The 24153-nt window shown below is 53.1% G+C and carries 22 protein-coding genes and 2 tRNA genes; 14 read left to right on the top strand and 10 right to left on the bottom strand.

Annotation, left to right across the window (positions count from 1 at the left end):
- Positions 1-14: 14 nt before the first annotated feature.
- On the bottom strand, positions 15-2036 hold the full coding sequence (locus tag AD948_RS12540) for a M61 family metallopeptidase (RefSeq protein WP_408736070.1): 2022 nt from the start codon (positions 2034-2036) through the stop codon (positions 15-17).
- A 274-nt stretch (positions 2037-2310) separates the two neighbouring features.
- On the opposite strand from AD948_RS12540, the gene AD948_RS12535 reads away from it, so the two are divergent.
- On the top strand, positions 2311-3006 hold the full coding sequence (locus AD948_RS12535) for a fumarylacetoacetate hydrolase family protein (RefSeq protein WP_061472273.1): 696 nt from the start codon (positions 2311-2313) through the stop codon (positions 3004-3006).
- Positions 3007-3095: 89 nt separating this feature from the next.
- On the opposite strand, the gene AD948_RS12530 is transcribed toward AD948_RS12535, so the two are convergent.
- The gene (locus tag AD948_RS12530; RefSeq protein WP_061472243.1) at positions 3096-3959 is read right to left on the bottom strand and encodes a LysR family transcriptional regulator; all 864 of its coding nucleotides are present in this window, start codon (positions 3957-3959) and stop codon (positions 3096-3098) included.
- 326 nt (positions 3960-4285) lie between these two features.
- On the opposite strand from AD948_RS12530, the gene aldA reads away from it, so the two are divergent.
- A complete protein-coding gene (gene aldA, locus AD948_RS12525) occupies positions 4286-5743 on the top strand; it encodes an aldehyde dehydrogenase (RefSeq protein WP_061472272.1) in 1458 nt (485 codons plus the stop codon).
- A 115-nt stretch (positions 5744-5858) separates the two neighbouring features.
- Here the strand turns inward: aldA and AD948_RS12520 are convergent, their stop codons facing one another.
- The 3 genes from AD948_RS12520 to uvrA all read right to left on the bottom strand — a co-directional run bounded on the left by AD948_RS12520 (position 5859) and on the right by uvrA (position 11185).
- Entirely contained in the window at positions 5859-7169 is a 1311-nt protein-coding gene (locus AD948_RS12520) for a YncE family protein (RefSeq protein ID WP_061472242.1), read from the bottom strand.
- Between the two features lie 282 nt (positions 7170-7451).
- Positions 7452-8288: a creatininase family protein gene (locus tag AD948_RS12515; RefSeq protein WP_061472241.1), complete on the bottom strand. Its 837-nt coding sequence runs from the start codon at positions 8286-8288 to the stop codon at positions 7452-7454.
- A gap of 2 nt (positions 8289-8290) precedes the next feature.
- Positions 8291-11185: an excinuclease ABC subunit UvrA gene (gene uvrA / locus AD948_RS12510; protein ID WP_006557822.1), complete on the bottom strand. Its 2895-nt coding sequence runs from the start codon at positions 11183-11185 to the stop codon at positions 8291-8293.
- 233 nt (positions 11186-11418) lie between these two features.
- Here uvrA and AD948_RS12505 point away from each other — a divergent pair, with 233 nt between their 5' ends.
- From AD948_RS12505 to AD948_RS12490, 4 genes are read left to right on the top strand one after another with little or no spacing between them, the layout of a single operon-like run.
- Complete coding sequence (locus AD948_RS12505) at positions 11419-12378, top strand: tetratricopeptide repeat protein (protein ID WP_061472240.1); 960 nt, start codon at positions 11419-11421, stop codon at positions 12376-12378.
- 11 nt (positions 12379-12389) lie between these two features.
- Complete coding sequence (locus AD948_RS12500) at positions 12390-13091, top strand: LON peptidase substrate-binding domain-containing protein (protein WP_061472239.1); 702 nt, start codon at positions 12390-12392, stop codon at positions 13089-13091.
- 23 nt (positions 13092-13114) lie between these two features.
- Entirely contained in the window at positions 13115-13309 is a 195-nt protein-coding gene (locus tag AD948_RS12495; RefSeq protein WP_006557818.1) for a Trm112 family protein, read from the top strand.
- Positions 13310-13333: 24 nt separating this feature from the next.
- On the top strand, positions 13334-13753 hold the full coding sequence (locus tag AD948_RS12490; protein ID WP_006557817.1) for a hypothetical protein: 420 nt from the start codon (positions 13334-13336) through the stop codon (positions 13751-13753).
- 162 nt (positions 13754-13915) lie between these two features.
- Here the strand turns inward: AD948_RS12490 and AD948_RS12485 are convergent, their stop codons facing one another.
- Both AD948_RS12485 and AD948_RS12480 read right to left on the bottom strand, forming a co-directional pair.
- The gene (locus AD948_RS12485; protein ID WP_082782440.1) at positions 13916-15364 is read right to left on the bottom strand and encodes an amidohydrolase family protein; all 1449 of its coding nucleotides are present in this window, start codon (positions 15362-15364) and stop codon (positions 13916-13918) included.
- A 35-nt stretch (positions 15365-15399) separates the two neighbouring features.
- Entirely contained in the window at positions 15400-16641 is a 1242-nt protein-coding gene (locus AD948_RS12480; protein ID WP_058987723.1) for a multidrug effflux MFS transporter, read from the bottom strand.
- On the opposite strand from AD948_RS12480, the gene AD948_RS18210 reads away from it, so the two are divergent.
- Positions 16640-16906, top strand: coding sequence for a hypothetical protein (locus AD948_RS18210; protein ID WP_140385751.1), 267 nt, complete (start codon positions 16640-16642; stop codon positions 16904-16906). The genes AD948_RS12480 and AD948_RS18210 overlap by 2 nt on opposite strands.
- 158 nt (positions 16907-17064) lie before the next feature.
- Here AD948_RS18210 and AD948_RS12475 read toward each other — a convergent pair.
- A tRNA-Ala gene (locus AD948_RS12475) sits at positions 17065-17140 on the bottom strand.
- An 85-nt stretch (positions 17141-17225) separates the two neighbouring features.
- Entirely contained in the window at positions 17226-17858 is a 633-nt protein-coding gene (locus tag AD948_RS12470; protein WP_061472238.1) for a Maf family protein, read from the bottom strand.
- Positions 17859-18228: 370 nt separating this feature from the next.
- Between AD948_RS12470 and hemE the strand changes: the two genes are divergently transcribed.
- From hemE to hemJ, 3 genes are read left to right on the top strand one after another with little or no spacing between them, the layout of a single operon-like run.
- Entirely contained in the window at positions 18229-19308 is a 1080-nt protein-coding gene (gene hemE / locus AD948_RS12465) for a uroporphyrinogen decarboxylase (RefSeq protein ID WP_061472237.1), read from the top strand.
- Positions 19308-20009, top strand: coding sequence for an HAD family hydrolase (locus AD948_RS12460; protein ID WP_061472270.1), 702 nt, complete (start codon positions 19308-19310; stop codon positions 20007-20009). The genes hemE and AD948_RS12460 overlap by 1 nt, the downstream gene beginning before the upstream one ends.
- Entirely contained in the window at positions 20006-20458 is a 453-nt protein-coding gene (gene hemJ / locus AD948_RS12455; protein WP_006557809.1) for a protoporphyrinogen oxidase HemJ, read from the top strand. The genes AD948_RS12460 and hemJ overlap by 4 nt, the downstream gene beginning before the upstream one ends.
- A 110-nt stretch (positions 20459-20568) precedes the next feature.
- Here the strand turns inward: hemJ and AD948_RS12450 are convergent, their stop codons facing one another.
- Positions 20569-21144, bottom strand: coding sequence for an NUDIX domain-containing protein (locus tag AD948_RS12450; protein WP_039903590.1), 576 nt, complete (start codon positions 21142-21144; stop codon positions 20569-20571).
- A gap of 140 nt (positions 21145-21284) precedes the next feature.
- Between AD948_RS12450 and AD948_RS12445 the strand changes: the two genes are divergently transcribed.
- The 4 genes from AD948_RS12445 to AD948_RS12430 all read left to right on the top strand — a co-directional run.
- Positions 21285-22502, top strand: coding sequence for an MFS transporter (locus tag AD948_RS12445; RefSeq protein ID WP_039903588.1), 1218 nt, complete (start codon positions 21285-21287; stop codon positions 22500-22502).
- Positions 22503-22551: 49 nt separating this feature from the next.
- On the top strand, positions 22552-23136 hold the full coding sequence (locus AD948_RS12440; RefSeq protein ID WP_039903585.1) for an LOG family protein: 585 nt from the start codon (positions 22552-22554) through the stop codon (positions 23134-23136).
- An 89-nt stretch (positions 23137-23225) separates the two neighbouring features.
- Positions 23226-23302: transfer RNA gene (locus AD948_RS12435), tRNA-Pro, on the top strand.
- Positions 23303-23805: 503 nt separating this feature from the next.
- The coding region (locus AD948_RS12430; protein ID WP_211264484.1) for a hypothetical protein at positions 23806-24153 on the top strand (348 nt) is incomplete at its 3' end.

Here is a 24153-nt window from a genome sequence, read left to right as displayed (position 1 = left end):
TATCCCCTAGCATTTTACTCCTTATGGTCCGCTGCAGAGGACTGCCCGCCCACAGGAGCAAGGATAGCCGCTAGACCATCCATTTTTCCGTCCAGATGCGGGTAGCGCAAACCACCATGATAGGTGATGGAAACGGTATGGAAGCTATCCCCATCCCGCAAAAGCAAGCTGATAGGCGCACCATCCTTGCTTTTTGCTGCTGTAATGACATCCTTCAGATCATCAGCATCATAAGCTTGCCCGTTTACAGCAACAAGTTCCTGATCCCGCGTAACCCCTGCCTGCCATGCAGGGCTGCCCCACAGAACCTCTGCCAGCACGCCTTTTTTGCCAACACTAAAACCAAGCGAGAACAGGAAATCCGTCACATGCCGCAGTGTGGAATAGGATGTGATGTAGTCAGACGGCTTTTCCGTAAAGACAAGACGCGTGCCCGTGCGCGTAAAACCGTCCAACGGTGCGTGATCCCGAATATCATACACACGCTGGTGCAGAAATGTTGCCCAGTCATAGGGTTGCACGGCGTTGAGAGCCTGCACGACATCATCAAACTGATAGGTGCTGGTGACAAAACTGCCATTATGAGTACCAAAGAACGTACTCGCAAAATCATTCAGGGATTTTTTGTTATCGGACAGTTTGCGAATAAGCGTATCTACATCCAGCCAGATCAATTGGCCTTCAGAATAATAATCTTCGCTTCGTGACCAGCTTCTCCAGGATTGCGGTGCACGCTGTGAAATAATTGGATCATTGGTTGTATCAATCAGCGGACGCCACGTGCGGCCCTGTCTGCCATCATAGACCGCAGCGACCTCGGCGAGGGCATCTTCCACTTGCGGTGCTGTCATCAACCCTGCACGCGCGGCCAGTACATATCCCCAATACTGGGTCTGACCTTCATAGACCCACAGGCCACTTCCCCGCTGGGGCGTGTTGAAATTGGCCGCCCACAAATCTGCCGGACGGCGATATTTTCCGTTCCAGGAATGAGTAAATTCATGCGCTAGCAGGTCGCGTGCAGCAAATGTCTTGTCCCAATGGGTAAAATATCCACGGGGGCCGCTATTTTCACTGGACTGATGATGCTCCAGACCAATGCCACCCAGCTTGTCCGTCAGCGCCAGAAGAAAATCATAGTGGTCATAGTGATGTGACCCAAACAGCAGGTTGGCCTGATGGACCAGTTCCCGATGCGCCTTGATCTGCTCATCTGTTGCCGCCAGATCTTCCGGACGATCCGCCATGACATTCAATGTCACAGGCACCTTGTCATCCTGTGTCAGATCAAATTTCCGGAAATATTTTCCAGAAAAAATGGGAGAATCTTCCAGAACATTAAAGGAAACGGGTTTGAACGTAATCGTATTTCCACTTTGTGCGCCATCAGCCCGCAGGGCTGTGCCATAAGACCAGCCCACAGGGAACACAACCTGCGGTTTGAACTGGATCTGGCGTGTGAAATACCCTGCCGGATACAAGGAGACAGCCGACCACTGCACATTCACCATGACGTCTGTCATCACCACACGGCCTTCCTTGGGAGAGACCGGGGTTAGCAACTGATAGGATACTTCAAGCTGATGCGTTCCTTTGGGCACCTGAACATGGAACGCGCTGACACTAACAGTATCCCGCACCCACGGAATCTGTTTCCCCCCAGCCTGTATTTTCAATCCGCCAAGCTGGTCAATCGTGCCTGTAGGGGAATGATTACCCGGCAGCCACATGGGATACAGGAGCGTGAAGTTCCCCCCTTTTTCCACCACATTCGCAGGAAGCGGAATGGTTTCCTGCATGCTCAGGATATGACGTGGCAGGTCTGTTGCATCCACCTTCAGGCTAATGGTGCCGCCATAAGGTACATCCTGCGGCGTCGGCACAGAGGGAGGCAGGGGAAGAGGTTCTGGTTGCGACTGAGCTAAAGCGTCAGCCGCATAGGCTTTTGACAGACCATGCGGCGCCACTGCGGCCATGACCAGCATTCCCGCACAGACACGCATGGCGGATGAGAGAAAGTGAGTTCGTAAAGACATGTTCAAATGTGTCTCCCTATGATGCGATCCCATTCTGGCAAGGTCATGAGCAACGGCTTCATGAACCAATGGTCCGCATGTTCAACGTAAGAGTGTTGAAGCACTCGGCAGGTTGTCTGTCGAGATATCTCGGAGGCAAAACGAAGGGCCTATTTCAAGAAAATGTGCATTGGCAGGCCGCCCTGAAGCGGTACCTTACCGGATTGCCCACGTTTCACTCAGATATGTCGTTACGGGTTTGTCTTGGGTCCCTCATTTTCAGGAAATTCTGGTCATGCCAACAAACGTGCTCCCAACACTTTTTCCGCTCTCTGTTCCCACGCTTCCGGTACAGGGAGAAAACAGCCGTTTTCCTGTGCGCCGCATTTGGTGTGTTGGGCAAAACTATGCCGAACACAGCCGCGAGATGGGCGGCAACCCTGACCGGGACCCACCTTTTTTCTTCTCCAAACCCGCTGATGCCGTCACCCAGGCCTCGGTTCTGCCGTTCCCACCCAAAACCGATAACCTGCACCCGGAAGTGGAGCTTATTGTCGCCATTGCTGCCGGGGGCGCTAATATTTCTTCCGAAACAGCGCTCAAGCATGTTTACGGATACGCAGTAGGCCTGGATATGACCCGGCGAGATCTTCAGGCTGTTGCAAAAAAAGCGGGAAGACCATGGAGCCTTGCAAAAGGGTTTGATGCATCCTGTCCAATTTCCGCCATCAAACCTGCCTCCCAGATACCATCTCTCGCACACAGCAAAATCACGCTAACAGTTAACGGCGAGGTCAGGCAGTCAGGGAACATTGACGATATGATCTGGTCTATTCCGGAAATAATTTCCATACTCTCACAATCTGTCCGGCTTGAAGCAGGAGATCTGATCATGACGGGAACACCGGCAGGCGTAAGCCGTATTATGAAAGGAGATGTACTTAAGGCCGCATGTGAAAATGTCGGCAATTTTGGTTTAACGTACGTCTGATTTTCAAATATCTTTTAAAATGGCAAAAAAATCCCTAAAATGGGATTCTCTCTTTCTCTGCCTACTTCTCTCAGTGAAGAGAAGGCTGCTCAGTCTTCTCTCATGTAGTCAAGAAACGCCTGGATGATGTCATTTTTCCCGTGTTTCCTCCAGACATAGTAAACATCTGTTGGCCCTATATCATCCATTTTGAAAATATTGAGCTTTCTACCCCGCACCCGAAACTGGGCAACAACACTTTCCGGCATACAGGCCAGACCAATTCCCATATCAAGGCAAGACAGGATCAGATCATAGGATTCCATGGTCAGCACAGAACGCGGCTGATATCCTTTCTGCTCCATCCATAACTCTGCACATCTTCGGTAAAAACAGTCCTTATTGAACAGATAAATATCAGACCGGTTTATAACGTCCGGTGTGATTTTCTTGATATGCTCCGGCATGACCAGATAAAGGGATTGATGAAACGCAAAAGAGCCTTCCAGAAGCGTGTTTTCAACTGGTCCATCGGTAATGGCGAGGTCAATTTTCTCTTCACTCAGCATTCTTTCCAGTACAAAACTGGAATGTTGCAAAACATTCAGCTCCACATCCGGATGATCCATCATAAATTGCGGCACATGTTTGGGAAGGCACGTTAAAAATGCAACATCCAACGCCCCTACGTTCAGAATGCCGCGTGATTTTGGCTGGGACCACAAAGAGGGCAGCCGTTCCGCTCGACTGACAATTTCCCGCGCTTCCCGATAAAACAGCCGGCCTGCCGGTGTAATCAGTAATTTTTTACGATCCCTTATAAAAAGATCCTGTCCAATATCCGTCTCCAGTTCTTTCAGTCGCATTGTAATGTTGGACGGAACACAGTTCATCTTCCGGGCTGCCGCGGCAATGGAACCGCCTTCTACAATAGCACAGAAAAAACGGAGCTGAGACAGTTTGGGAACGTACATCTTATCCTCACTTTAAATGATGTTTTTGCTCTTTTTAAATCACTTTCCTTTATACATTCCCTGTGAAACTATGAAACCCAAGCCAGACATGATTGTTGTTAAATCATGCTACAGAAATCAGAGAAATTTTGGAGAGTATTTGAAAATTGCAAATGCATACCGGATAAAAATCATTCGTGTATGATCGGATGAATATAAAAAGACAACTGAAGAAACATCCCGTTCAAGATGCCGGTAAGCGTCCACACAAAACCCGTTCTGCATCTATCCGCCGCCTTTTTCAAACGACTCTCTCTTTTTCCATACTCTGCAACAAGGAGATTTTGATGACTGATACAGATCACAAAACGCATTATGACCTGTTTATTGACGGTAAATGGACAAAAGCATCTACAAACACGTTTACAGAAATAAAGAGCCCGGCAAACGGAAATGTGCTGGCACAGGTGGCTAACGGAGCTAAAGATGATGTAGAGCGCGCCGTAGCCGCCGCCAATGCCGCATTTCCGGCCTGGAGCCGTAAAACGGCTGAAGCACGTGCGGATGCTCTCTATGCTTTCAAGGCGCTGATTGAGAGAGATGCCGAACGGCTGGCGCGCATTATTTCAAGTGAAATGGGAAAACCGCTTAAGGAAGCAAAAGTCGAAGTTGGATTTGCATCGGGCCTTCTGCGCTTTGCTGCGGAAAATACCCGCCGTCTGGAAGGCGATATTGTGCCCGGCAGCCGCCCTGGCGAGAAAATTCTTCTGGAAAAAATTCCACACGGTGTCATTGGCGGTATTTCCGCATGGAACTTCCCGCTGGCATTGTTTATTCGCAAAGTGGCTCCTGCTCTGGCAGCAGGCAACACCATTGTCATCAAACCCCATGAACTGGCTCCTCTAGCTGCGCTGGAAGCCACACGTCTGGCAGAGGAAGCCGGTATTCCGGCAGGGGTGCTGAATGTGGTGACAGGCGATGGTAAAGACGTTGGTACCCCATTGGTCGAAAACCCGGATATAAAGCTGATCACCATGACCGGCAGCACAGCCACCGGCAAAAAGATCATGGCTGCTGCTGCCAATACCCTCAAGGAAGTCCGTCTGGAACTGGGGGGTAAGGCACCCTTCATTGTAATGGAAGATGCAGATCTGGAAAAAGCGGCTGAAGCGGCTGTTCTTGCCCGTTTCACCAATGCCGGGCAGGTGTGCACCAGCAATGAACGCACTTATGTTCATGCCGCCATTTACGATAAATTTTCCACGCTGGTCAGGAAAAAAATTGATGCCCTAAAAGTTGGTAACCCGCTTGATCCATCAACTGATATGGGCCCTAAAGTCAGCCTGCAGGAACTGGAAAAAGTTCACGCCATGGTTGAAAAAGTGGTCTCGCAAGGGGCAAAGCTGGAAACTGGTGGTCATCGTTTGAAAGGCAATGAATATAACAATGGGTTTTTCTATGCCCCAACGCTTCTGACAAATGTGCGGGAGAACATGGACATTGTGAAAGACGAAGTGTTCGGCCCCGTCATGCTGCTGACAAAAGTCGCTGATTATGATGATGCTCTCCGCCAGGCGAATGATTGTCGCTATGGTCTTTCTGCTTATGTCTTCACCAATGATCTGAAACGTATCATGCGTATCAGTTCTGATCTCAACTTTGGTGAGGTCTATGTCAACCGCGAGGGCGGAGAGGCGCCGCAAGGTTTCCACCATGGTTACAAGGATAGTGGCCTTGGTGGGGAAGACGGTAAATATGGTTTGGAAGCCTATGTGCAGACCAAAACCATTTATCTGAACGCCTGACAATAGAAAGACGGGGGAGAGGTTTTTTCAAACCTGCTCCCCTCACTTAAAAAAAACCCTTCCTTGTTCAGGAAGGGGTTTTTCTTTTCCGCTTTTAATAAAATCTTTTACTGTATCAGCGTAGAATACCCGTATGACCGATTGAGTAGCGACCCGGCTGCGGCCAGACCGTCAACCCATGCGGTTCCGCACCAACACGGATCTTCTGCATGGAGCCATCTTCCGTGTTGATCTGATAAACGACATCATCAAAGCGCCCGGATAGCCAAAGCGTTTTTCCATCAGCACTGACATTGCCCATATCAGGGCTACCACCACCAGGAATGGGCCAGTTGGCAACAATCTTGTTTGTGGCAAAGTCAATTACCGTTACGCCACCCGCCTTGCTGTGCGGTTTACCATGAATTTTATGAGACCCCCGGTTGGCCACATACATTTTGGTACCATCGCGGCTTGGATAAAGCCCATGGGTGCCGATACCTGTTGGAATAAAGCCAATTTCACGAAAACTGTCACCATCCACAAGAAACACACCATCAGCCATCATGTCAGCAATATAGAATGTCTTGCCGTTGGGAGAGATGAGAATGTCCTGCGGCATTCCTCCGCTGGAAAGCTTCAGATAACCGAGCACTTTCTTGTTGACGGTATCAACCTTCACCAGATGCCCACCAAATTCACAGGTGAAAATGGCGTAACGCCCGTCAATGGAGAAATCCGCGTGGTTCACACCCTTACAGTCTGGCGTTTCAACTGACTGCTGAAGCTCCATGGTGTGGGGATCACGGAAATCCAGCCGTTTACGCGCTTCCGCCACTACAATGGCGGATTTACCATCTGGCGTAAAATACATGTTGTAAGGATCATCCACTGGTACATTGGGGCCCGGCTTACCTGTGTGGGCATCAATGGGGGTTAGGCTACCGCTGGTTTTACCTTCTGCATTGTTTGTCACCCATAGGGTGCGCAGATCCCATGATGGCACAACGTGCTGCGGGCTTTGACCAACAGGAAAACGATCAACCACCTTGGATGTGGCGGGATCAATCACATACACATCATTAGAACGCAGATTGGGCACATAGACACGGGCCGGGTCCTGCGCAATTTGCGGAGCGATATGGCCTGCACCTGTTTCACTATACAGATTGTTCGGATTGATAACCGGCGGCATACCGGGAATGGTCTGCACAGCAGGCGCCGTGGCCCCTGAAATAACCGGCCCCTCAGCAGAAGAGGAAACCGCCGGAGCAGGGGGCGTTTGAACAGATGGAGCTGTTCCCGGAACAGGCTGCTGAGGGTTGGTAGCAGACGGAGGTGTCTGCACAGGGGACTGAGCGGCTTCCTGCGCTGTGGCCACGCCGTATCCTGCGCCCAAAGCAACAAGAACAGCCGTTGCGGCTGCCAGATGTCGTTTTACTACCATAATATTACAGACCGTACCTTTTTTGTACTCTTTTAGTAAGCATGGAAATATTTAGCACAGGCTTTTTTTTGCGTCTATTTTCAGCTGAGCTTATAAAAACTTTCTTAATGGCTGTTTTTAATTAGCCACAGGGAAAGACTGTAAAGACATTTTTGCGGATGAAAAGAGCAAGCAAGGCAGGGCGAGACGAAAATATCGACCCGCACTATCGCCTGTCTCAGATACCAATAGCTGCCTGCCCAGACCGGACCGGCTGTTCAGACAGCGTTTGTTTACTGCCCGCTAGTTCCCACGGGCCTGTTCAATAGCCTGCACGGCCGCGTTCACTTGCATGGCAAGCCCTGCCTGCCCCAACGACGCAGAAGCCCGACGCGGATCTCCCCCATAGATACCGTCTACTGATGAAGGCGTGCCAGAAGCCCGTAATGCCTGTTCTCTGACCATGGAGGGAGCAACCGCCAGCATGAGGGAGGTATCGCTGATATCAGCATGCATGCCAACGTCCTTCCCATATCCCTTCTGTTTCAGCCAGTCAGCATATTGGTGCGCCACAACTGTATAGTAGCCGGCAGCATACAGGGCTTTCGCGCCTGTTCCCTTCCATTTTTGCGTAAGTGTTTCTGCCGCTTTTTGCAGATATTTCTGGTAGCCACCATGATCTCCCAGAAACACGATCAGTTTGAATCCCTGAACCTGAAAACTTTCTCCCGCTGAAACCAGAAGTTTTTCAAAAACATCTGGTGGAACAGTAATGGTTCCCGGAAACCGCATATGAGAAGACCGGGGAGACGTTCCGCCTTCCGGCACATAAGCTATCACTGGCGCCACCAGAGTATTTCCTGCTTTTTCAGCAATCTGCTGCGCAAGATACAATGCCCGCGTATTATGTTTGCCGACAGCAATGAAGGGACCACTCTGTTCCGTACCGCCCACAGGGACAATAATTGTGGTGGCACCGGCAGCAATATCCGCCTGGATTTCCTTCCATGTGTTCTGTTCGAACAACACGGAAGAAAGGGGAGCAGCACAGGCAAGATGCGAAGCGGCCAGAACGCCCGCACCACACAAAAAACACGCCGCCATGGACCTCAACGTGTTTTTCCCGAATTGACTCTGCATTCTTATTTTTTCTTTCTGGTTGTTTTCTTTGCCGGTTTCTGAACAAGCAGCGGTGCCAGAAAGTGCCCTGTATGGCTTGCAGGGCAAGCCGCAATCTCTTCCGGTGTGCCTTCCGCCACAATCTGTCCGCCGCCGTCACCGCCCTCCGGTCCGACATCCACAATCCAGTCTGCGGTCTTGATCACTTCCAGATTATGTTCGATCACGACAACCGTGTTGCCTTGGTCAACCAGCGCATGCAGTACTTCCAGCAGTTTCCGCACATCTTCCGTATGCAGTCCTGTTGTTGGTTCATCCAGAATATAAAGCGTGCGGCCTGTCGCCCGACGTGCCAGTTCCTTGGAAAGTTTAACGCGTTGGGCTTCACCACCCGAAAGGGTTGTGGCCTGTTGGCCCAAGGCTACATACCCCAACCCCACTTTTTGCAGAATGCTTAACCGGTCCCGAATACGGGTCTGGGCGGAGAAGTAGGGTACGGCTTCATCCACACTCATGGCCAGAACATCCGCGATGGATTTTCCGCGGAACTTGATATCCAGCGTTTCCCGATTATACCGCTTTCCCTTGCAGGTATCGCATGTGACAAACACGTCAGGCAGGAAGTGCATCTCGATCTTGAGCACACCATCGCCCTGGCAGGCTTCACAACGACCGCCCTTGACGTTGAAGGAGAAACGGCCCGGCTTGTAGCCCCGCGCCTTGCTTTCAGGCAGTTCGGCAAACCAGTCACGAATAGGGGTAAAAAGATCCGTATAGGTTGCCGGGTTGGAGCGCGGTGTACGCCCGATGGGAGACTGGTCGATATCAATAATTTTATCGAGCAGTTCTATCCCTTTTATCGCTTTGCAGGGTTCCGGTGTGGTTGAAGACCCCATCAGTTCCCGTGAGAGGGTTTTGTAAAGTGTATCAATCACCAGCGTGGATTTGCCGCTGCCAGATACACCAGTCACGCAGGTAAATGTTCCCAATGGGAAGCGTGCAGTTACGTTTTTAAGATTATGCCCGCTTGCGCCTTCAACTGTCAGAATCCGTTTTTTATCAATCGGGCGCCTTGTTTCCGGAACAGGAATTTTCTTGCGGCCAGACAGATACGCACCAGTGAGGCTTTCTGGTGACTTTGCAACCTGTTCAGGCGTACCGGCAGCCACAACTGTACCGCCATTGACGCCTGCACCGGGCCCCATGTCAATCAGCCAGTCGGCACTGCGAATGGCGTCCTCATCATGTTCAACAACAATCAGAGTATTCCCAAGTTTTTTCAAACGGTCCAATGTACCAAGCAGGCGTTCATTATCACGCTGGTGCAGGCCAATGGAGGGTTCATCCAACACATACAGAACCCCGGTCAACCCGGACCCGATCTGGCTGGCGAGGCGAATACGTTGGCTTTCGCCACCAGAAAGGGTGGCAGAACTACGGGAGAGAGTCAGATATTCCAGCCCCACATCATCCAGAAATTTCAAACGTTCCAGAATTTCACGCAGGATACGACGAGCAATTTCTGCTCTTTGTGGTGTCAGGGTAGGAAGCACCGTATCAAACCAGTCCAACGCTTTGCCAATTGGCAGATCACTGGCTTCCGCAATGGTTTTCTGCGCTACCTTCACGCACAGCGCTTCTGGCCGCAACCGTGCGCCATTGCAGACATGGCAGGGCTTTTCAGACTGATAGCGTGAAAGTTCTTCACGCACCCACATACTATCCGTATTGGCCAATCGCCTGGAAAGACTGCCGAGCACCCCTTCAAACGGCTTGGTTACGCTATAGCTTTTCTTGCCATCCTTATACGTGAATGTCACATCTTCCAGACTACCATCCAGAATACTGTTCTGCACACTTTCCGGCAGATCTTTCCACGGTGTTTCCATGCTGACGCCAAAATGCTCGGCCAGACTTTGCAATGTCTGGTCCAGCAGAGGCGATTTTGCATCTTTCCAAGGCGCAATGGCGCCTTTTTTCAAGGAAAGAGACGGATTGGGCACAACCAGTGCAGGGTTGAAGAAGGTTTCCGTGCCAATCCCGTCACAGGATGGACAGGCCCCCTGCGGCGCGTTGAAGGAAAACAGCCGGGGTTCAATTTCTTCCAGCGTGAACCCACTTTCCGGGCAGGAAAAACGGGAGGAAAATACCAGCCTTTCTGGCGTGGCATCACTGTCACGCAGCACTTCTTCCGTGTAGGCAATGCCATCTGACAGTTCCAGCGCAGCTTCAAAACTGTCCGCCAGCCGCGTTTCAAGACCGGGTTTGACCACAATACGGTCAATCACCACTTCCACCGTATGCCGCAACTTGCGGTTCAGGGAAGGAACATCACCAATTTCATACAGCGTGCCGTCCACCTTCACGCGGGTAAAACCCTTGCGTTGCAGTTCGGCCAGTTCCTTTCTGTATTCTCCTTTACGGTCCCGAATGACAGGCGAGAGCAGAAGCAGACGCGTGCCTTCTGGCAAAGCCATCACACGGTCAACCATCTGGCTGACGGTCTGCGCCTCAATGGGCAGACCCGTCGCTGGGGAATACGGCACTCCGGCACGGGCCCACAGCAGACGCATGTAATCATAAATTTCTGTCACCGTGCCTACGGTAGAGCGCGGGTTCTTGGAGGTGGTTTTCTGTTCGATGGAAATGGCCGGAGAAAGCCCTTCAATCGAATCTACATCCGGCTTGCCCATCAGTTCCAGAAACTGGCGGGCATAGGCGGAGAGACTTTCCACATACCGACGCTGGCCCTCGGCATAGATGGTGTCAAACGCCAGAGAAGATTTGCCGGAGCCAGAAAGGCCCGTCATCACGGTCAGGCTGTCCCGCGGGATATCAATATCCACATTCTTGAGGTTATGCACCCGCGCGCCACGAACGCGAATGGCCTGATGACCGGGCAGAGGGGTATTTTCCATCTTGGGTTCGCCGCCGTTCCTGTTTTGTCCTGTTGCTGTTGTAGCCCTTACCCATGCTGTATGGGAATGCTGCCCAACACACTTAATCTGCCCATATGGGCATGGATTGCCTGAATTCCCATTGCACCGGGACGATTGATTGACCATCTAGAACGATAAGCGCGGCGCATGCCGCAAAATGTGGAGCGCTTTTTGCATGCCTCCACCGCAGTTTTGAGCAAGGATAACACCAGATGGACCATATTATCGGCCAGTCCCGTCCCGGCGCGCAGAATGAAGGCGCGGGCGCTCAGGCTTCTGCCCCGCTTGTTTCTGATGGCTCTCAGGCCACCTTCATGCAGGACGTGATTGAAGCAAGCCGCACCGTGCCTGTGCTGGTGGATTTCTGGGCCGACTGGTGTGGGCCGTGCAAACAGCTTGCTCCTGTGCTGGAAAAAGTGGTGACGGCTGCCAAAGGCCGTTTGCGTCTGGTCAAAATTGATATTGAAGCCAATCGGGCGCTGACCGCCCAGCTGGCGCAGGTTGGTCTGCCGCTTCAGTCCATCCCACTGGTTGCCGCCTTCTGGAAAGGGCAGATTCTGGATCTGTTCCAGGGAGCCCTGCCGGAAAGCGAGATCAAGAAATTTGTAGAAAACGTGCTGAAAGCCGCTGGTGGTGGCACGATGCCCGCAACCGAACTGCTTGAGCAGGCCAATGTGGCGCTGGAAACCAGCCGCCCTGAGCACGCTGCCGAGCTCTATTCCGCCGTGATTGGGGAAGAGCCTGAAAACCCCAAGGCGTGGGGTGGCCTGATCCGAGCCATGCTAGCACTTGATGATGAAGAAGCAGCCGCAGCCGCCTTGGCGGATGTACCCGCCAAAATTGCGGAAGCCCCGGAAGTTGTGGGGGCCCGCGCGGCCCTTGAACTGAAAAAGGAAGGCCGCAAGGCCGCCGAGGAAATGGAGGAAGTGCGGGCACGTCTGGCCGCTAACCCCAACGATTATAATGCGCGCTGTGAACTGGCCACCGGGCTGAACGCCGCTGGCAAGCGGGAAGAAGCCGCGGATGAACTTCTGGCCGTGATCCGCGCTGACCGGAACTGGAAAGAAGGGGCTGCCCGCCTGCAACTGCTGCGCTTCTTTGAAGCCTGGGGACATGATGACCCTGCCACCCTTGCGGCCCGCCGCAAGCTCTCCTCCCTCCTTTTTTCCTGATACCCGGACCGTTGGCTTCTTATTTCCCTGAGGACGAGGACATCCCGCGGGCCATTCCGCGGGTGTCTGACCTGACACTGGCCGATATTCCGGCCGAGATCGGGCTTTTTCCGCTCAGTGGTGTCTTGCTGCTGCCGCGGGGAAAGCTGCCTCTGAACGTATTTGAGCCGCGCTATATTGCGCTGGTGGAAGATGCGCTGGCCTCCCACAGGCTGATTGGGTTGATTCAACCCGTCTGGAAGGAGGAAGATGCAGAAACGGATGACGCTCCTCCGCTTTACCATATTGGAAGCATTGGCCGGATAACCTCCTTCACGGAACGCTCTGATGGCACATACGCCATCACGCTCAGCGGCATTGCCCGGTTCCGGCTTCTGCGGGAGACCGGGCTGCATCGCGGTTACCGGCAAGCCCGGGTTGATGCGTCTTCCTTTGCATCTGACCTCAGCGAACTTCCCTCCGCGCCTTTTGATCGCCAGAAACTGCTGGATTCCATGCGCCGGTATTTCCAGCAACGGGGGCTGGGCGCACGCTGGTCCGCCATTGAACAGATGGGAGATGATGTGCTGCTGGTCACCCTGCCCATGATCTGTCCTTTCCCTCCGGCTGAAAAACAGGCATTGCTTGATGCTGGCACGCTGACAGACCGTGTGCGTGTGCTACAGATGCTGCTTGATCTGGCTGGCCCGGAAGAAGAGGGGCCGCCTTCATGATGATTTTGTATGGATGATACCTGATGTCTGGTGCTGAAACCCACGCCCCACTTGATCCGCGCCTGCTTTCCCTGCTGGTCTGCCCCGTTACCAAAGGGCCGCTGACCTATAACGCTGAAACCAACGAACTGGTCAGTCAGAAAGCCCATCTGGCTTTTCCCATCCGTGATGGCATTCCCGTCATGCTGCCTGAGGAAGCGCGTCACCTGGAAGGCTAACCTGCGGCAGGACACCATTCTTCCGTGATACATCGTTTTTCTCTGGCTCGGCCCAACCGGACAACCGGCATGCGGCCACATTCTTCCGGTTTTCTGGTGGGGATAGGCCTTACACTCCTTTCCCTCCCGTTTCTGGGGGGCTGTCACAGAGAAATTGAAGGTGACAATATTGATCTTCCTTACGAGCGCCCCGGTCGTTTCATGCCTGAAGCGGCCCCAGCGGAAGCACGCCGTGCCAAGGAACAGGAAGAACGCGAAGACATAGCCCGCGCCAACGGCCAGTTGCCTGAAGAAAAGCCCCAGAAACCTGAAGACCGGTATGAGGCCCTTACACCTTCCAACGCGGCCAACGGACCGCTGGATCAGGGCGATGGCCATTCCGTTATTCCGGAAACAGAAGCAATCTACGGCAAGCCGCCACAGCAGACGCAGCAACCCCGTTAAAGGCAATCAGAAGCCGGAAAAACGACTTAGCCTTTTCCAGCCTGAAGCACTCTTGGCGGTGTCTCTTTTGCCAACAGGGCAGCACGCTTCATTAGACAAAAAAACAGGCTTCCGCAGCATTACGGAAGCCTGTTCTGTTTCCAGTTTTGAATGCGCTGCGCGTTACCGCGGCACAAGTGGGCCATCAGCCCGCACGCCGCCGCGCCACACGGCGCTAATCTGATCAACTGCCGCGATATTCTGGGCAGGGTCAGCTTCCAGCACCACAAAATCCGCCCGCATGCCGGGGGCAATGACCCCACGATCAGACAGATTGAGCAAAGCCGCAGCCTGACTGGTTGCCAGCCGGAGGGCCTGCAACGGTGTCAGCCCAGCCTCAACCAGCAGCCTGAGTTCCCGATGTTCGGCAAAGCCCGGAATACGGACAGGCGCGGCTCCGGAATCCGTGCCAAACCCGATTTTGACTCCCGCTTTATACAGGGCCAGCAAGTTCTGCTCATTCATGGCGACAGCTTTATGAGACGCCGCATCCAACGGTGACTTAACAATTTTGTCCCGCCATGCTGCATCGGAGAACTGACGGGTCAGGTCTTCACTTAGGCCCGCCTTCAGAACGGGATCATTCAGCAGGGCAGGCTGTTCGGCAAACAGATAGGTCGCTTCATCCAGGCTGATTGTTGGCACATACCATACGTTATGGCTTTTCATCAGGGAGATGAGTTCATCGTCCACGGGTTCATCACGCACACCATGGGCAATAATATCCGCGCCCGCAGAAACCAGCTTTTTGGCATAAGCCAGATCATGAATATGGACAGCCACCCGCACATTTTTGGCATGCGCTTCCGCCATCACGGCCTGCCAGACCTCCGGCTTCATGACGGGCAGGGGCTTGGCTGATTTTACACCGTTACGGAAATCATCTACCCACAGTTTAATCAGGTCCGTGCCTTCGCTGACCATGGTATCCACGGCCTGACGGGCTTCTTCTGCCGTTGAAGGGCGAAAAATCTGGTCTTTTCCAACCTTGACCATCCCCTCCGGCGGCATGCCGCCCGGCACACCAATGCCCTGATCCACCCCGAACAGATCAGCGCCATCCGTGTTGGCATGCTGGGCTTTGCGAAGATCATCAAACAGAGGCGATTTGGTCAGGCCAAGTGCTGTTACTGTCGTCACGCCATAGCGCTCATACTGGTCCAGTGCCGTCTTGATAACCGGAGCGGTAAAATTCTCCGCGCCTACCTTGGTGCCCGACACCACCCCAACATGGCTATGGTTGGAAATCAGGCCGGGAATAAGGGTTTTACCGGACAGATTGATCCGTTTGGTGCCTTTAGGCGCTTTGACCGCACCATTATGGCCTACAGCCGCAACGGACTGACCTTCCACCAGAACAGCCATATCCTCCTGCTCGGGCGTGTCCGTACCGTCAAATAACCGCACGTGTTCCAGCAAAACCGGTGCTGACACCGTTGCCGCCTGCGCAGGCTGGCCTATTGCCACAAGGGAACAGGCCCCCGCTAACAACAGAGCCGGAAGAGGAAAGGGAGATCTGCGTTGCCGTGCCTGCGTAAGCAAGGATGTCTGTTCGGTCGCCTGCTGGTTCATACCATTCTTCCCTCTTCCAGAAAAATCATGAGGCCCTAGTCGTCCTCCGTCCCTATGGCCGGAGCACGGCGGCGCATGAGATCAGCAACCGCCATGCCAAGGATACCTGTCATCATGCCAATAGCTGTTGGTATAGCGCTACCCCCAGGCAGCAGCCCCACCAATACACTACTCAGTGAACCGATACTGAACTGCATGGTTCCCAGCATGGCCGATGCGCTGCCTGCATGCTGCCCGTGATGGTAAAAGGACATCACGGTAGCATTAGGCCCGATAAAGCCCAGCGCGCCGGTGATGCTGGTGATAAGCGCACAGGTCAGAATAGGATGATGTTCACCCGCAATGCCGGTAAGGGCGAGCACCACAAACAGCGCACCAACCACAAGAGCCCATAGCAGGGCACTTTCCAGCAGCACGGGCATGGCGAATTTATGCACCAGCCGACCATTAATCTGTGTTCCCAGAATGAAGGCGGCGGCATTGATGCCAAAGAACAGACCAAATTGCCCTGCGGAAAAGTGCAACACCTGTTCAAACAGCACAGGGGCACTGCCCAGATAGGCAAACATCACAAAGGTCGAAAACGTAGCCAGCAGCGCATTGGAAAGAAAAACCGGTTCTTTAAGAATAAGAATATAACGGCTGGCAATTCTGACAGGAGAAAAGGCGATCCGCCGTTCAGGAACCAATGTATCAGGCAGAGACAGCAGAATACCGACAATACCAGCGAGCCCATAAAAGACGCCAACCCAGAAGATCCATCGCCAGTTGCCAAACTTGAGCACGATACTGCCAAGGCTGGGGGCAAGAACCGGCATGACCCCAAACACCAGTGTCAGTTGCGACATGATGCGGGCACCCTTTTTGCCTGTCGCTACATCCCGCACGATCGCGCGCGGAATCACCGCAGAGGCTGAACCACCAACCGCGCCAATAAAACGGCAGAGGCAAAACAGGTGGTAATCCTGCACAAGGGCGCACCCGGCAGAGGCCAGCACAAAAATGGCGAGCCCGATCACCAGCGGCGCACGCCTGCCAAACCGATCAGATAAAGGCCCCTGAGAGAACTGGCCTATCGCCAGCCCCAGAAACCAGGCCCCCAATGTAAACTGCGCAGAGCCCGGCCCTCCGGCCAGATCGCGCTCCACTTCCGGAAAAGCCGGAAGATACATATCCGTTGCAAGCGGACCAATGGCCGTTACCAACCCCAGCAACACAATCAGCCAAGGGGTAAAACTACCACCGGGCAATGCTTTTGGGGGAGAGAAGCGTGTCATGAACCAAACCAGACCCGAAAAAAGGAAGAAATTGTTCTTTTGTCTTTTAGCCCTGTTTTGTCCACCCAGATCAGAAGCAGAGCAGGGCGTGATGGCGCTCAGTCCGGAAAGAAAAGAAGGGCTTCTCGCGCCATACGATCAGCTTTCAAGTGTCTCAACAGAAGAACAGCACGCATCTAACGGGCACTCTCCTTCAGGAGAGAGGTCCGAAGAATATTTTGAAGTGTCATTCTTTTTGGGAGAAAGTGGACTTTCGCCACAATAGCTTTGCGCCTTATTCCGCCATTCCAGCTTTTTTGCAGGACATCAGGGAGCAAAAGAACGATTACATCTGTCAGACGCAAGGGAGCGCAACAAAAGGAAAATACCTTCTGCCACAGCCTGTCCGACGAAATAATGTCTGAATGTCAGGGAAGGAAGAACTGGTGGAGCCAATCGGGATCGAACCGACGACCTCTTGAATGCCATTCAAGCGCTCTCCCAACTGAGCTATGGCCCCACACTGTTCCAACCATACCACTTGGGGGTGGTATGTGTGTGCATGCCTAATACAAGGCGTTTTTCCGGGTGGCAAGCCCCTTTTTTCAGGAAAGTATCACACTTATTTCACGCAACGCACTCAGAAGCGGCAAGAGGGGCAGACCCAGAATAGCAGTGTGATCCCCCTCTATTCTCTCAAACAGATGCGCGCCCGGTCCCTCAATCCGGTAAGCTCCCACTGAGGCCAGGCAGCGCTCTCCTTCTTCCGCCAGATAGGCTTCAAGAAACGCATCTGAAAACAGCCGCATGGTCAGACGTGGTTCAGACACATGCCGCCAGAGCACTGCTCCATTCCGGCACACCACAACTGCCGTGTGGAGAATATGTGTCTGCCCGCGCAGCGAGCATAAATGATGCCGGGCAGCCTGCTTGTCCTTTGGCTTGTCAAACAGAACGCCGTTGCAGGACAGCATCTGGTCCGCGCCAATGATAAAGGCATCAGGCACATCCACTGCCAGGGCTTTTGCTTCTGCCAGCCGGAGGGCCACCGTTGCGGGAGACCAGCCCTCACGCTGCCCAGCTTCCTTCAGTTCCGTTTCATCAACACTGGAAGGCATGACTGAAAAAGCAAGTCCGGCATTGGTCAGTACTATTCGTCTGATAGCCGAACCGCTGGCTAGTACTAGTTCGTGACGTTTGTCCTGTAATGGAGTCGGCTTAAGTACTAAATCTGTCACGTGAGCGAGTCCCTTTCAGGTACTGAGCAAAAAATAGGGGTGTGAGTACTATCCTGAGTACCGGGGTACATGTGGATTGTACGGCGATCATGACAAGCCCGTACCGAGTACCGTGCACAACCTGCAAGAGTCATGAACCGGTGAGTTGTACACAGCCTCATTGGGGTATTTTCTGGATAACTCAAAAAACCCCTGCTTTTCCAAGGCTCTGTAATCTGTACACACTGTGGGAAAGATGGGGTACATTTTTGGAATGGTGGGTACCCCGTCATCCACAGTACCTCTTAACCCCTACAATCAATTCTATCTTCTTTTTTTATAGTTAAGAGGGCGTGGACAGGCTGGAAAAAGACGTGCAGGACTTCTGAGCATGAGCAGCAAGACAGAAATCCCCCCCTCCAAGCGCCTTCTCAGAACCCTGAATGGTGAGGCCATGTGGCCACCACCGCTTTGGATGATGAGACAGGCAGGACGCTTTCTTCCTGAATTCAGGGCCATGCGTGCGCAGGCTGATTTTCTGACGCGATGCATGACGCCAGATATCGCCACGGAACTGACATTGCAGCCCATCCGCCGTTTTGGAATGGATGGTGCCATCCTGTTTTCCGATATTCTGATCCTGCCTTGGGCATTGGGTCAGTCTTTAGAGTTTGTTGAAGGAAAAGGCCCTGTTCTGGGCGCTATCCGCAGCGAACAAGATTTTGCCAGACTGGACCGTAACCGCATTGCGGAGATTACCGCACCTGTTCTTGAAACATTAAGCCGCCTGCGCAAAGTTCTTGATGGCCCGGACGATATTGGTGTGGCGAAGGGCGGAGCGACAACTCTGATGGGGTTCACTGGAGCTCCCTTTACCGTGGCCTGTTACATGGTTGAAGGGGGTGGTTCGCGTGAATTTGCCATTACCCGGCAGATGGCGTTTGCCGAACCCGCGCTGTTTGATCGTATCATGGCTCTGCTGACAGAAACGACGGCAGATTACCTCTGTGCCCAGATTGAAGCTGGGGCTGAAGCCGTCATGCTGTTTGATTCCTGGGCAGGTCTGCTTCCGCCCTCCGAATTCCGTAAGCACGTTATTGCGCCGACCCGGCAGATTGTTCAGGCTGTGAAAGCAAAACATCCTTCTGTGAAAATCATCGGTTTCCCGCGTCTGGGCGGCATGATGGTGCCGGAATATGCACGGGAAACAGGTGTAGATGTTGTTGCGTTGGATACCAGTGCGGATCTGGCGCTGATGCGCACGCAGGTGCCGGAGTCCATTGGTCTTCAGGGCAATCTGGACCCGATTGCCGTTCTGTCAGGTGGAGAGGCCATGCGACGGGAAGCGCTGGCAGTCAGAAATGCGGGTAAAGGCCGGGCTCATGTGTTCAACCTTGGCCATGGCGTGTTGCCGCAAACGCCTGTGGAACATGTTGCTGATCTGGTTAAAACAGTCAGGGAGACAGCATGATGGCTTCTCCTCTTGCTCTTTCCGCTGATGGTAGCCTGAAACTTGTCATTTTTGATTGTGATGGGGTTCTGGTGGACAGTGAGGAAACCTGCTGCCGTATCAGTGCTCAGGAAGCGCGAGCAGCAGGTATGGACGTGCCAGATGATCTGGCCGTTGATACATTTTCTGGTATGGCGCTGCCCAGTATTCAGGATGTTATTGAGCAGAAAACCGGAAAATCTCTTGGTGCGGATTGGGCCGCCAGAACGCAGGCTCGTTTTGTCGCCGCCATGAAGCAGGGCGTGGAGCCGATAGACGGTGTCTATGCCATGCTTGAAGATGTTACAAAACTTGGTCTGCCTGTCAGGGTTGGTTCCAATTCTTCTGTTGAGGAAATGGATGCCAAGTTCATTGCAACCAACCTGACACCGTATTTTGAAGGTCGTATTCATTCTGCACGGGATATGGGAATCCCCAAACCGCGGCCGGATGTTTACTTGCATGCGGCAAAGGAAGAACAGGTTGCTCCTGCAAACTGTGTTGTTCTGGAAGACAGTAATACAGGAGCACGGGCGGCAATTGATGCCGGGATGATGTGCGTTCTACTGCGCAAGGCAGGTGAAGACGTGCCTGACTGGCCAAATCTGGTTGTTATTCATCATCTTTGTGAATTTGCACCCCTTCTGAAAGAAGCCTTGAAGGCGCAGGGACGTCTGGCATGACAATTGAAGCCTTCCTGCCCTGGACACGCTGGTTTCTGGCGTTTCACGTCATGTCTGTCATGGCGTGGATGGCGGGGATGTTCTATCTGCCTCGGTTGTTTGTGTATCATTGTCAGGTGCAGATTGGATCGGAAGAAAGTGCGCGGTTCAAGATCATGGAACGCAGGCTTCTGCGGGCCATTATCAATCCTGCCATGATATCCAGCCTGCTTTTTGGTATTCTTCTTGTGCTTACGCCAGGGGCCGTTGATTGGCATGCCGGGTGGTGGCACTGCAAAATGGCTGCCTTATTGGGCATGTTTGCGTTTCATGGATTTTGTGCACGGTGGCGGAAAGATTTTGAAAAAGATCAGAACCGTCACCCTGAACGATATTACCGTATTGCCAATGAAGTGCCGACAGTTCTGATGATGATTATTGTGATCATGGTCATTGTAAGACCATTCTAAAAAACTGTTTTATGGTCTGCCTTTTTCAATAAGAAACATTCTGCACCTTCCAGGCCGGAACTATGGTCCGGAAGGTGTTTTCTGAAATACAAAATTATAAAAAATCCTTATTATATCAGGTTCTGTGCACGCAGCATGCCAAAGGCGGCAAGGCTGACCATGCAGGTGATCTCGTTTTTACGGATCATCTCTTCAACGTCTTCCAGCAATAGCGTGTGGCATGTCATGTCCTGCTCCGTGTCTTCCCGGTTTGTGGGGCCAGGGGTCAGATCCGTCGCCAGATAGACGTGCCCTTTCTGGGTGGAATACCCTGCTCCCTGATACACTTCTCCAGCGTGATGCATGGTGCGGGCAATCAGGCCTGTTTCTTCGCGTAGTTCCCCTGCCGCAACATCTGCGGGCGAGGCATCAGGGCGGGACTCCCACATGCCCATGGGTAATTCCCATAACCGTTTGCCAATAGGGTAGCGATACTGGTTGACCAGGGTAACCGTGGGTTTTCCATCGTCCGTACGGCCAAGGGGCAGTATCACAACAAATTGACCACGTTCAACCACGCCATATAGCCCGTCTTTCCCGTTTGGGCGGCGGATAATGTCTTCCCTTACGCGGGTCCATGGGTTTTCATAAGCAATGCGGGATGAGAGGACGAGGTATCCGCCTGCATCGGGGGATGACGTGGTCATGACGCGTAGTTCCATCTTCCGGTATCTGGAAGAGCATATTTTACAGGACTCTTTCTCAAAAAGCACTTCCGGGCTTTTCTGGCATCTGCGGACGGAGTGTGTGAAGAAACAGAAAAAGCGGATTGTTTAAGGGTTTTATCATGTCTGTCACGGCTGTACGTTCGCCCTCCGTCCTTATGACCATTCTGGCGGTCGTGCTTTTTACGTTGCTTTGTTACACGGTCATTGGCCTGCAAATGGCTGTTGTGCCGTTGTTTGTGCGTGAAAAGCTGGGCTTCAGTTCAGCCATGGCAGGCTTTGCTGTTTCTGTTCAGTATCTGGCCACTTTTGCTACCCGCGCCTCGGCCGGGCGCAGGATTGACACCATAGGCCCCAAGAAAGTTGTGCTGGTCGGGTTGGCGGCAGGTGTGCTTTCCGGTGTCATGTTGGCTATGGCAGGTGTTTTGGCCAGTGTGCCCATGCTTTCCCTGCTTCTGGTGATTGTGGGGCGTATTGTTCTGGGGTTTGCAGAAAGTTGGGTCGCCACGGCTGCTATTGTCTGGAATATCAGACGGGTAGGTGTGGCAAATACTGCTCAGGTAATTTCCTGGAATGGAATCTGTTCCTATGGAGGCATTGCGCTAGGCGCTCCGATTGCCACACTTCTTTACCATGCAACAACTTTACCGGCTTTTGGCGGTTTTTTTGGGGTGGGGCTGCTTTCAGCCATGCTGATGGGCATAGGTCTGCCTCTGGCGAATCGTCAGCCAGCAGTTGATCCGCTTCCTGCCACAAAGCAGCACTCCTTTTTCAATATTCTCTCTCGTGTCATGCCGTATGGTCTGGCGCTTGCGGCAGGATCAATCGGGTTTGGGGCAATTTCAGCATTGCTGGCGCTTTATTTTGCAGATCAGCATTGGAATGGTGCAGCCATTGGGCTGTCTTTGTTTGGCTCGGTTTTTGTGCTGACCCGCTTTGCCTTCACATCACAGATTGCAAAGCGGGGGGGCATGAGCGTTGCCCTGTTTTCCCTGCTGGTTGAAGCTCTTGGCCTGAGTGTTCTGGCATGGGGCAATTCTCCGCTCTGGGCGAATGTGGGGGCTGCTCTTTCCGGGGCTGGGTTCTCGCTTCTGTTTCCTGCTCTTGGGGTGGGTGCGGTGGAACAGGTTGGGCCCGAGAACAGAGGAGGGGCCATTGGTGCGTTTTCTGTTTTTCTGGATATTGCCATTGGTATTTCCGGCCCGCTTCTGGGCCTGATCATACCGTTGTGGGGGTATGGCGTGCTGTTTCAGATAACGGCGCTGTGCTGCCTGCTGGGGGTTGTTTTGTGCATGGTGGTGAAAAGCCACCAGCGGCATCATACGGCTGGCGTTTCGTGAACAGGCATGAGACAGTAATGCATCATTTTTGCCAGAGGAGAAAAAGCTGATGCCTGTGACGCTGAGTGCTGTTGCTGTGTTTTGTGGATCCCGTTTTGGAAATAATCCGCTTTATCGGCAGGCAGCCCAGAAAACCGGACAGGTGTTGGCAGAGCAGGGCATCAGGCTGATATATGGCGGTGGAGCTCATGGCCTGATGGGTGTGGTGGCAGATGCCGCCTTAACGGCTGGCGGGGCTGTAACCGGGGTTATTCCGGATTTTCTGGAAACGCGTGAAAAAATGCATGAAGGCGTTGCAGAACTGATTGTTGTGGACTCCATGCATGCGCGGAAGCAGATCATGTTTGCACGTGCGGATGCGTTCTGGATCCTGCCCGGTGGATTTGGCACGTTTGATGAAATGATGGAAATCCTGACATGGAAGCAGCTTGGCCAGCATGGGAAACCAATCATTCTGGTCAATGTGGAGCACTGGGCTGACCATGTGATTGCCATGCTGGATGCTGCCGTAGCGCAAGGCTTTGCGGAACCTGTCTCCCGCGCCATGATTCATACGGTTCCTGATATTGAGACCGCTCTGGCCTTTTCTCAGCCACAGATTGCGCAGCAGAAAGTGCCTGCCGGGCAGCTTTAAAGCACGATAAAACGGGGCAGAAATGCGATTCCGTGCGTTTCTGCTCTTGCTAAACCGGCACGAGAGCGGTATAGCCCCGTGCAGGTCATCGGAGTGTAGCTCAGCCTGGTAGAGCACTGTGTTCGGGACGCAGGGGCCGGAGGTTCGAATCCTCTTACTCCGACCAGACTTTTCCCACCAAAATAGTAAATAACCCTTCAACTCCTTTCCGGAGAGTTGGGCTATAATAATGTCATCGCATAGCTGCTATAAAAGCAGGTGGGTGGCATGGTTTCCTTCCTGAAATGGTACCATAAATTTTAGATACTGCTTGGAAATGCGTATCTGACAGGATGTGGTTAAGGCGCTGGCAACAGATCAAATCTTAGGGTTTGGCGTTGATATGTCCCGTTAGAGACTCATGGTACGCTGTTGCGGTTAGCAATTTCTCTGCCTGATATCTTGTCCATCTCTTACATGTTCGTGTCTTTGGACGCCATGAGATTGCCGTATAGAGGCATGTAAGGTGAATGTTTGTTGCAGATCGTGTTAGTATTTCATGCAGCAGAGCCGAATTGGGGATGGAAACGCGGCATCTGATGCCCCATCTTATAATGAGAACCCACAACGGCTTCGGTTGAGAAAGCGGAGCCCCATGGAATTGGATATCTACCCTGCGGGGAGAGGATCATGAAAAAACAAGCATCATTCAAATATGGTCTGGCGGTTTGCCTTTCTCTGGCAACCGGATTGGCTCCTGTGGCGCAGGCTCTGGCGCGTCCGGGCGGTGGTGGTGGGCCGGGAGGCGGCGGTTTTCATGGTGGCGGCCCCGGTGGGGGAGGATTCCGTGGCGGTGGCGGCATGGGGCCCGGTGGCGGTTTTAGAGGCGGCGGTATGGGCGGCGGTTTTCGCCCCGGTGGTCCTGGCTTTGGTGGTCCGGGGCGTGGCGGCTTTCGCGGTGGCCCGGGCTTTGGCGGGCCAGGAAGATTTTACGGCGGCGGCATGGGCTGGCGCGGCGGTTGGGGCGGTGGCCCCAGA

It is taken from the genome of Acetobacter senegalensis (genome assembly GCF_001580995.1).
Lineage (GTDB): Bacteria > Pseudomonadota > Alphaproteobacteria > Acetobacterales > Acetobacteraceae > Acetobacter > Acetobacter senegalensis.
The sequence above is the reverse complement of the archived record's forward strand: the minus strand, read 5'-3'. Positions and strand labels throughout refer to the sequence as shown.

Bases quoted from the DNA above. Each gene is read 5' to 3' on its own strand.
- AD948_RS12540 (WP_408736070.1), bottom strand. From the start codon at position 2,036: ATGTCTTTACGAACTCACTTTCTCTCATCCGCCATGCGTGTCTGTGCG.
- AD948_RS12535 (WP_061472273.1), top strand. From the start codon at position 2,311: ATGCCAACAAACGTGCTCCCAACACTTTTTCCGCTCTCTGTTCCCACG.
- AD948_RS12530 (WP_061472243.1), bottom strand. From the start codon at position 3,959: ATGTACGTTCCCAAACTGTCTCAGCTCCGTTTTTTCTGTGCTATTGTA.
- aldA (WP_061472272.1), top strand. From the start codon at position 4,286: ATGACTGATACAGATCACAAAACGCATTATGACCTGTTTATTGACGGT.
- AD948_RS12520 (WP_061472242.1), bottom strand. From the start codon at position 7,169: ATGGTAGTAAAACGACATCTGGCAGCCGCAACGGCTGTTCTTGTTGCT.
- AD948_RS12515 (WP_061472241.1), bottom strand. From the start codon at position 8,288: ATGCAGAGTCAATTCGGGAAAAACACGTTGAGGTCCATGGCGGCGTGT.
- uvrA (WP_006557822.1), bottom strand. From the start codon at position 11,185: ATGGAAAATACCCCTCTGCCCGGTCATCAGGCCATTCGCGTTCGTGGC.
- AD948_RS12505 (WP_061472240.1), top strand. From the start codon at position 11,419: ATGGACCATATTATCGGCCAGTCCCGTCCCGGCGCGCAGAATGAAGGC.
- AD948_RS12495 (WP_006557818.1), top strand. From the start codon at position 13,115: ATGTCTGGTGCTGAAACCCACGCCCCACTTGATCCGCGCCTGCTTTCC.
- AD948_RS12485 (WP_082782440.1), bottom strand. From the start codon at position 15,364: ATGAACCAGCAGGCGACCGAACAGACATCCTTGCTTACGCAGGCACGG.
- AD948_RS18210 (WP_140385751.1), top strand. From the start codon at position 16,640: ATGAACCAAACCAGACCCGAAAAAAGGAAGAAATTGTTCTTTTGTCTT.
- AD948_RS12480 (WP_058987723.1), bottom strand. From the start codon at position 16,641: ATGACACGCTTCTCTCCCCCAAAAGCATTGCCCGGTGGTAGTTTTACC.
- hemE (WP_061472237.1), top strand. From the start codon at position 18,229: ATGAGCAGCAAGACAGAAATCCCCCCCTCCAAGCGCCTTCTCAGAACC.
- AD948_RS12460 (WP_061472270.1), top strand. From the start codon at position 19,308: ATGGCTTCTCCTCTTGCTCTTTCCGCTGATGGTAGCCTGAAACTTGTC.
- hemJ (WP_006557809.1), top strand. From the start codon at position 20,006: ATGACAATTGAAGCCTTCCTGCCCTGGACACGCTGGTTTCTGGCGTTT.
- AD948_RS12450 (WP_039903590.1), bottom strand. From the start codon at position 21,144: ATGACCACGTCATCCCCCGATGCAGGCGGATACCTCGTCCTCTCATCC.
- AD948_RS12445 (WP_039903588.1), top strand. From the start codon at position 21,285: ATGTCTGTCACGGCTGTACGTTCGCCCTCCGTCCTTATGACCATTCTG.
- AD948_RS12440 (WP_039903585.1), top strand. From the start codon at position 22,552: ATGCCTGTGACGCTGAGTGCTGTTGCTGTGTTTTGTGGATCCCGTTTT.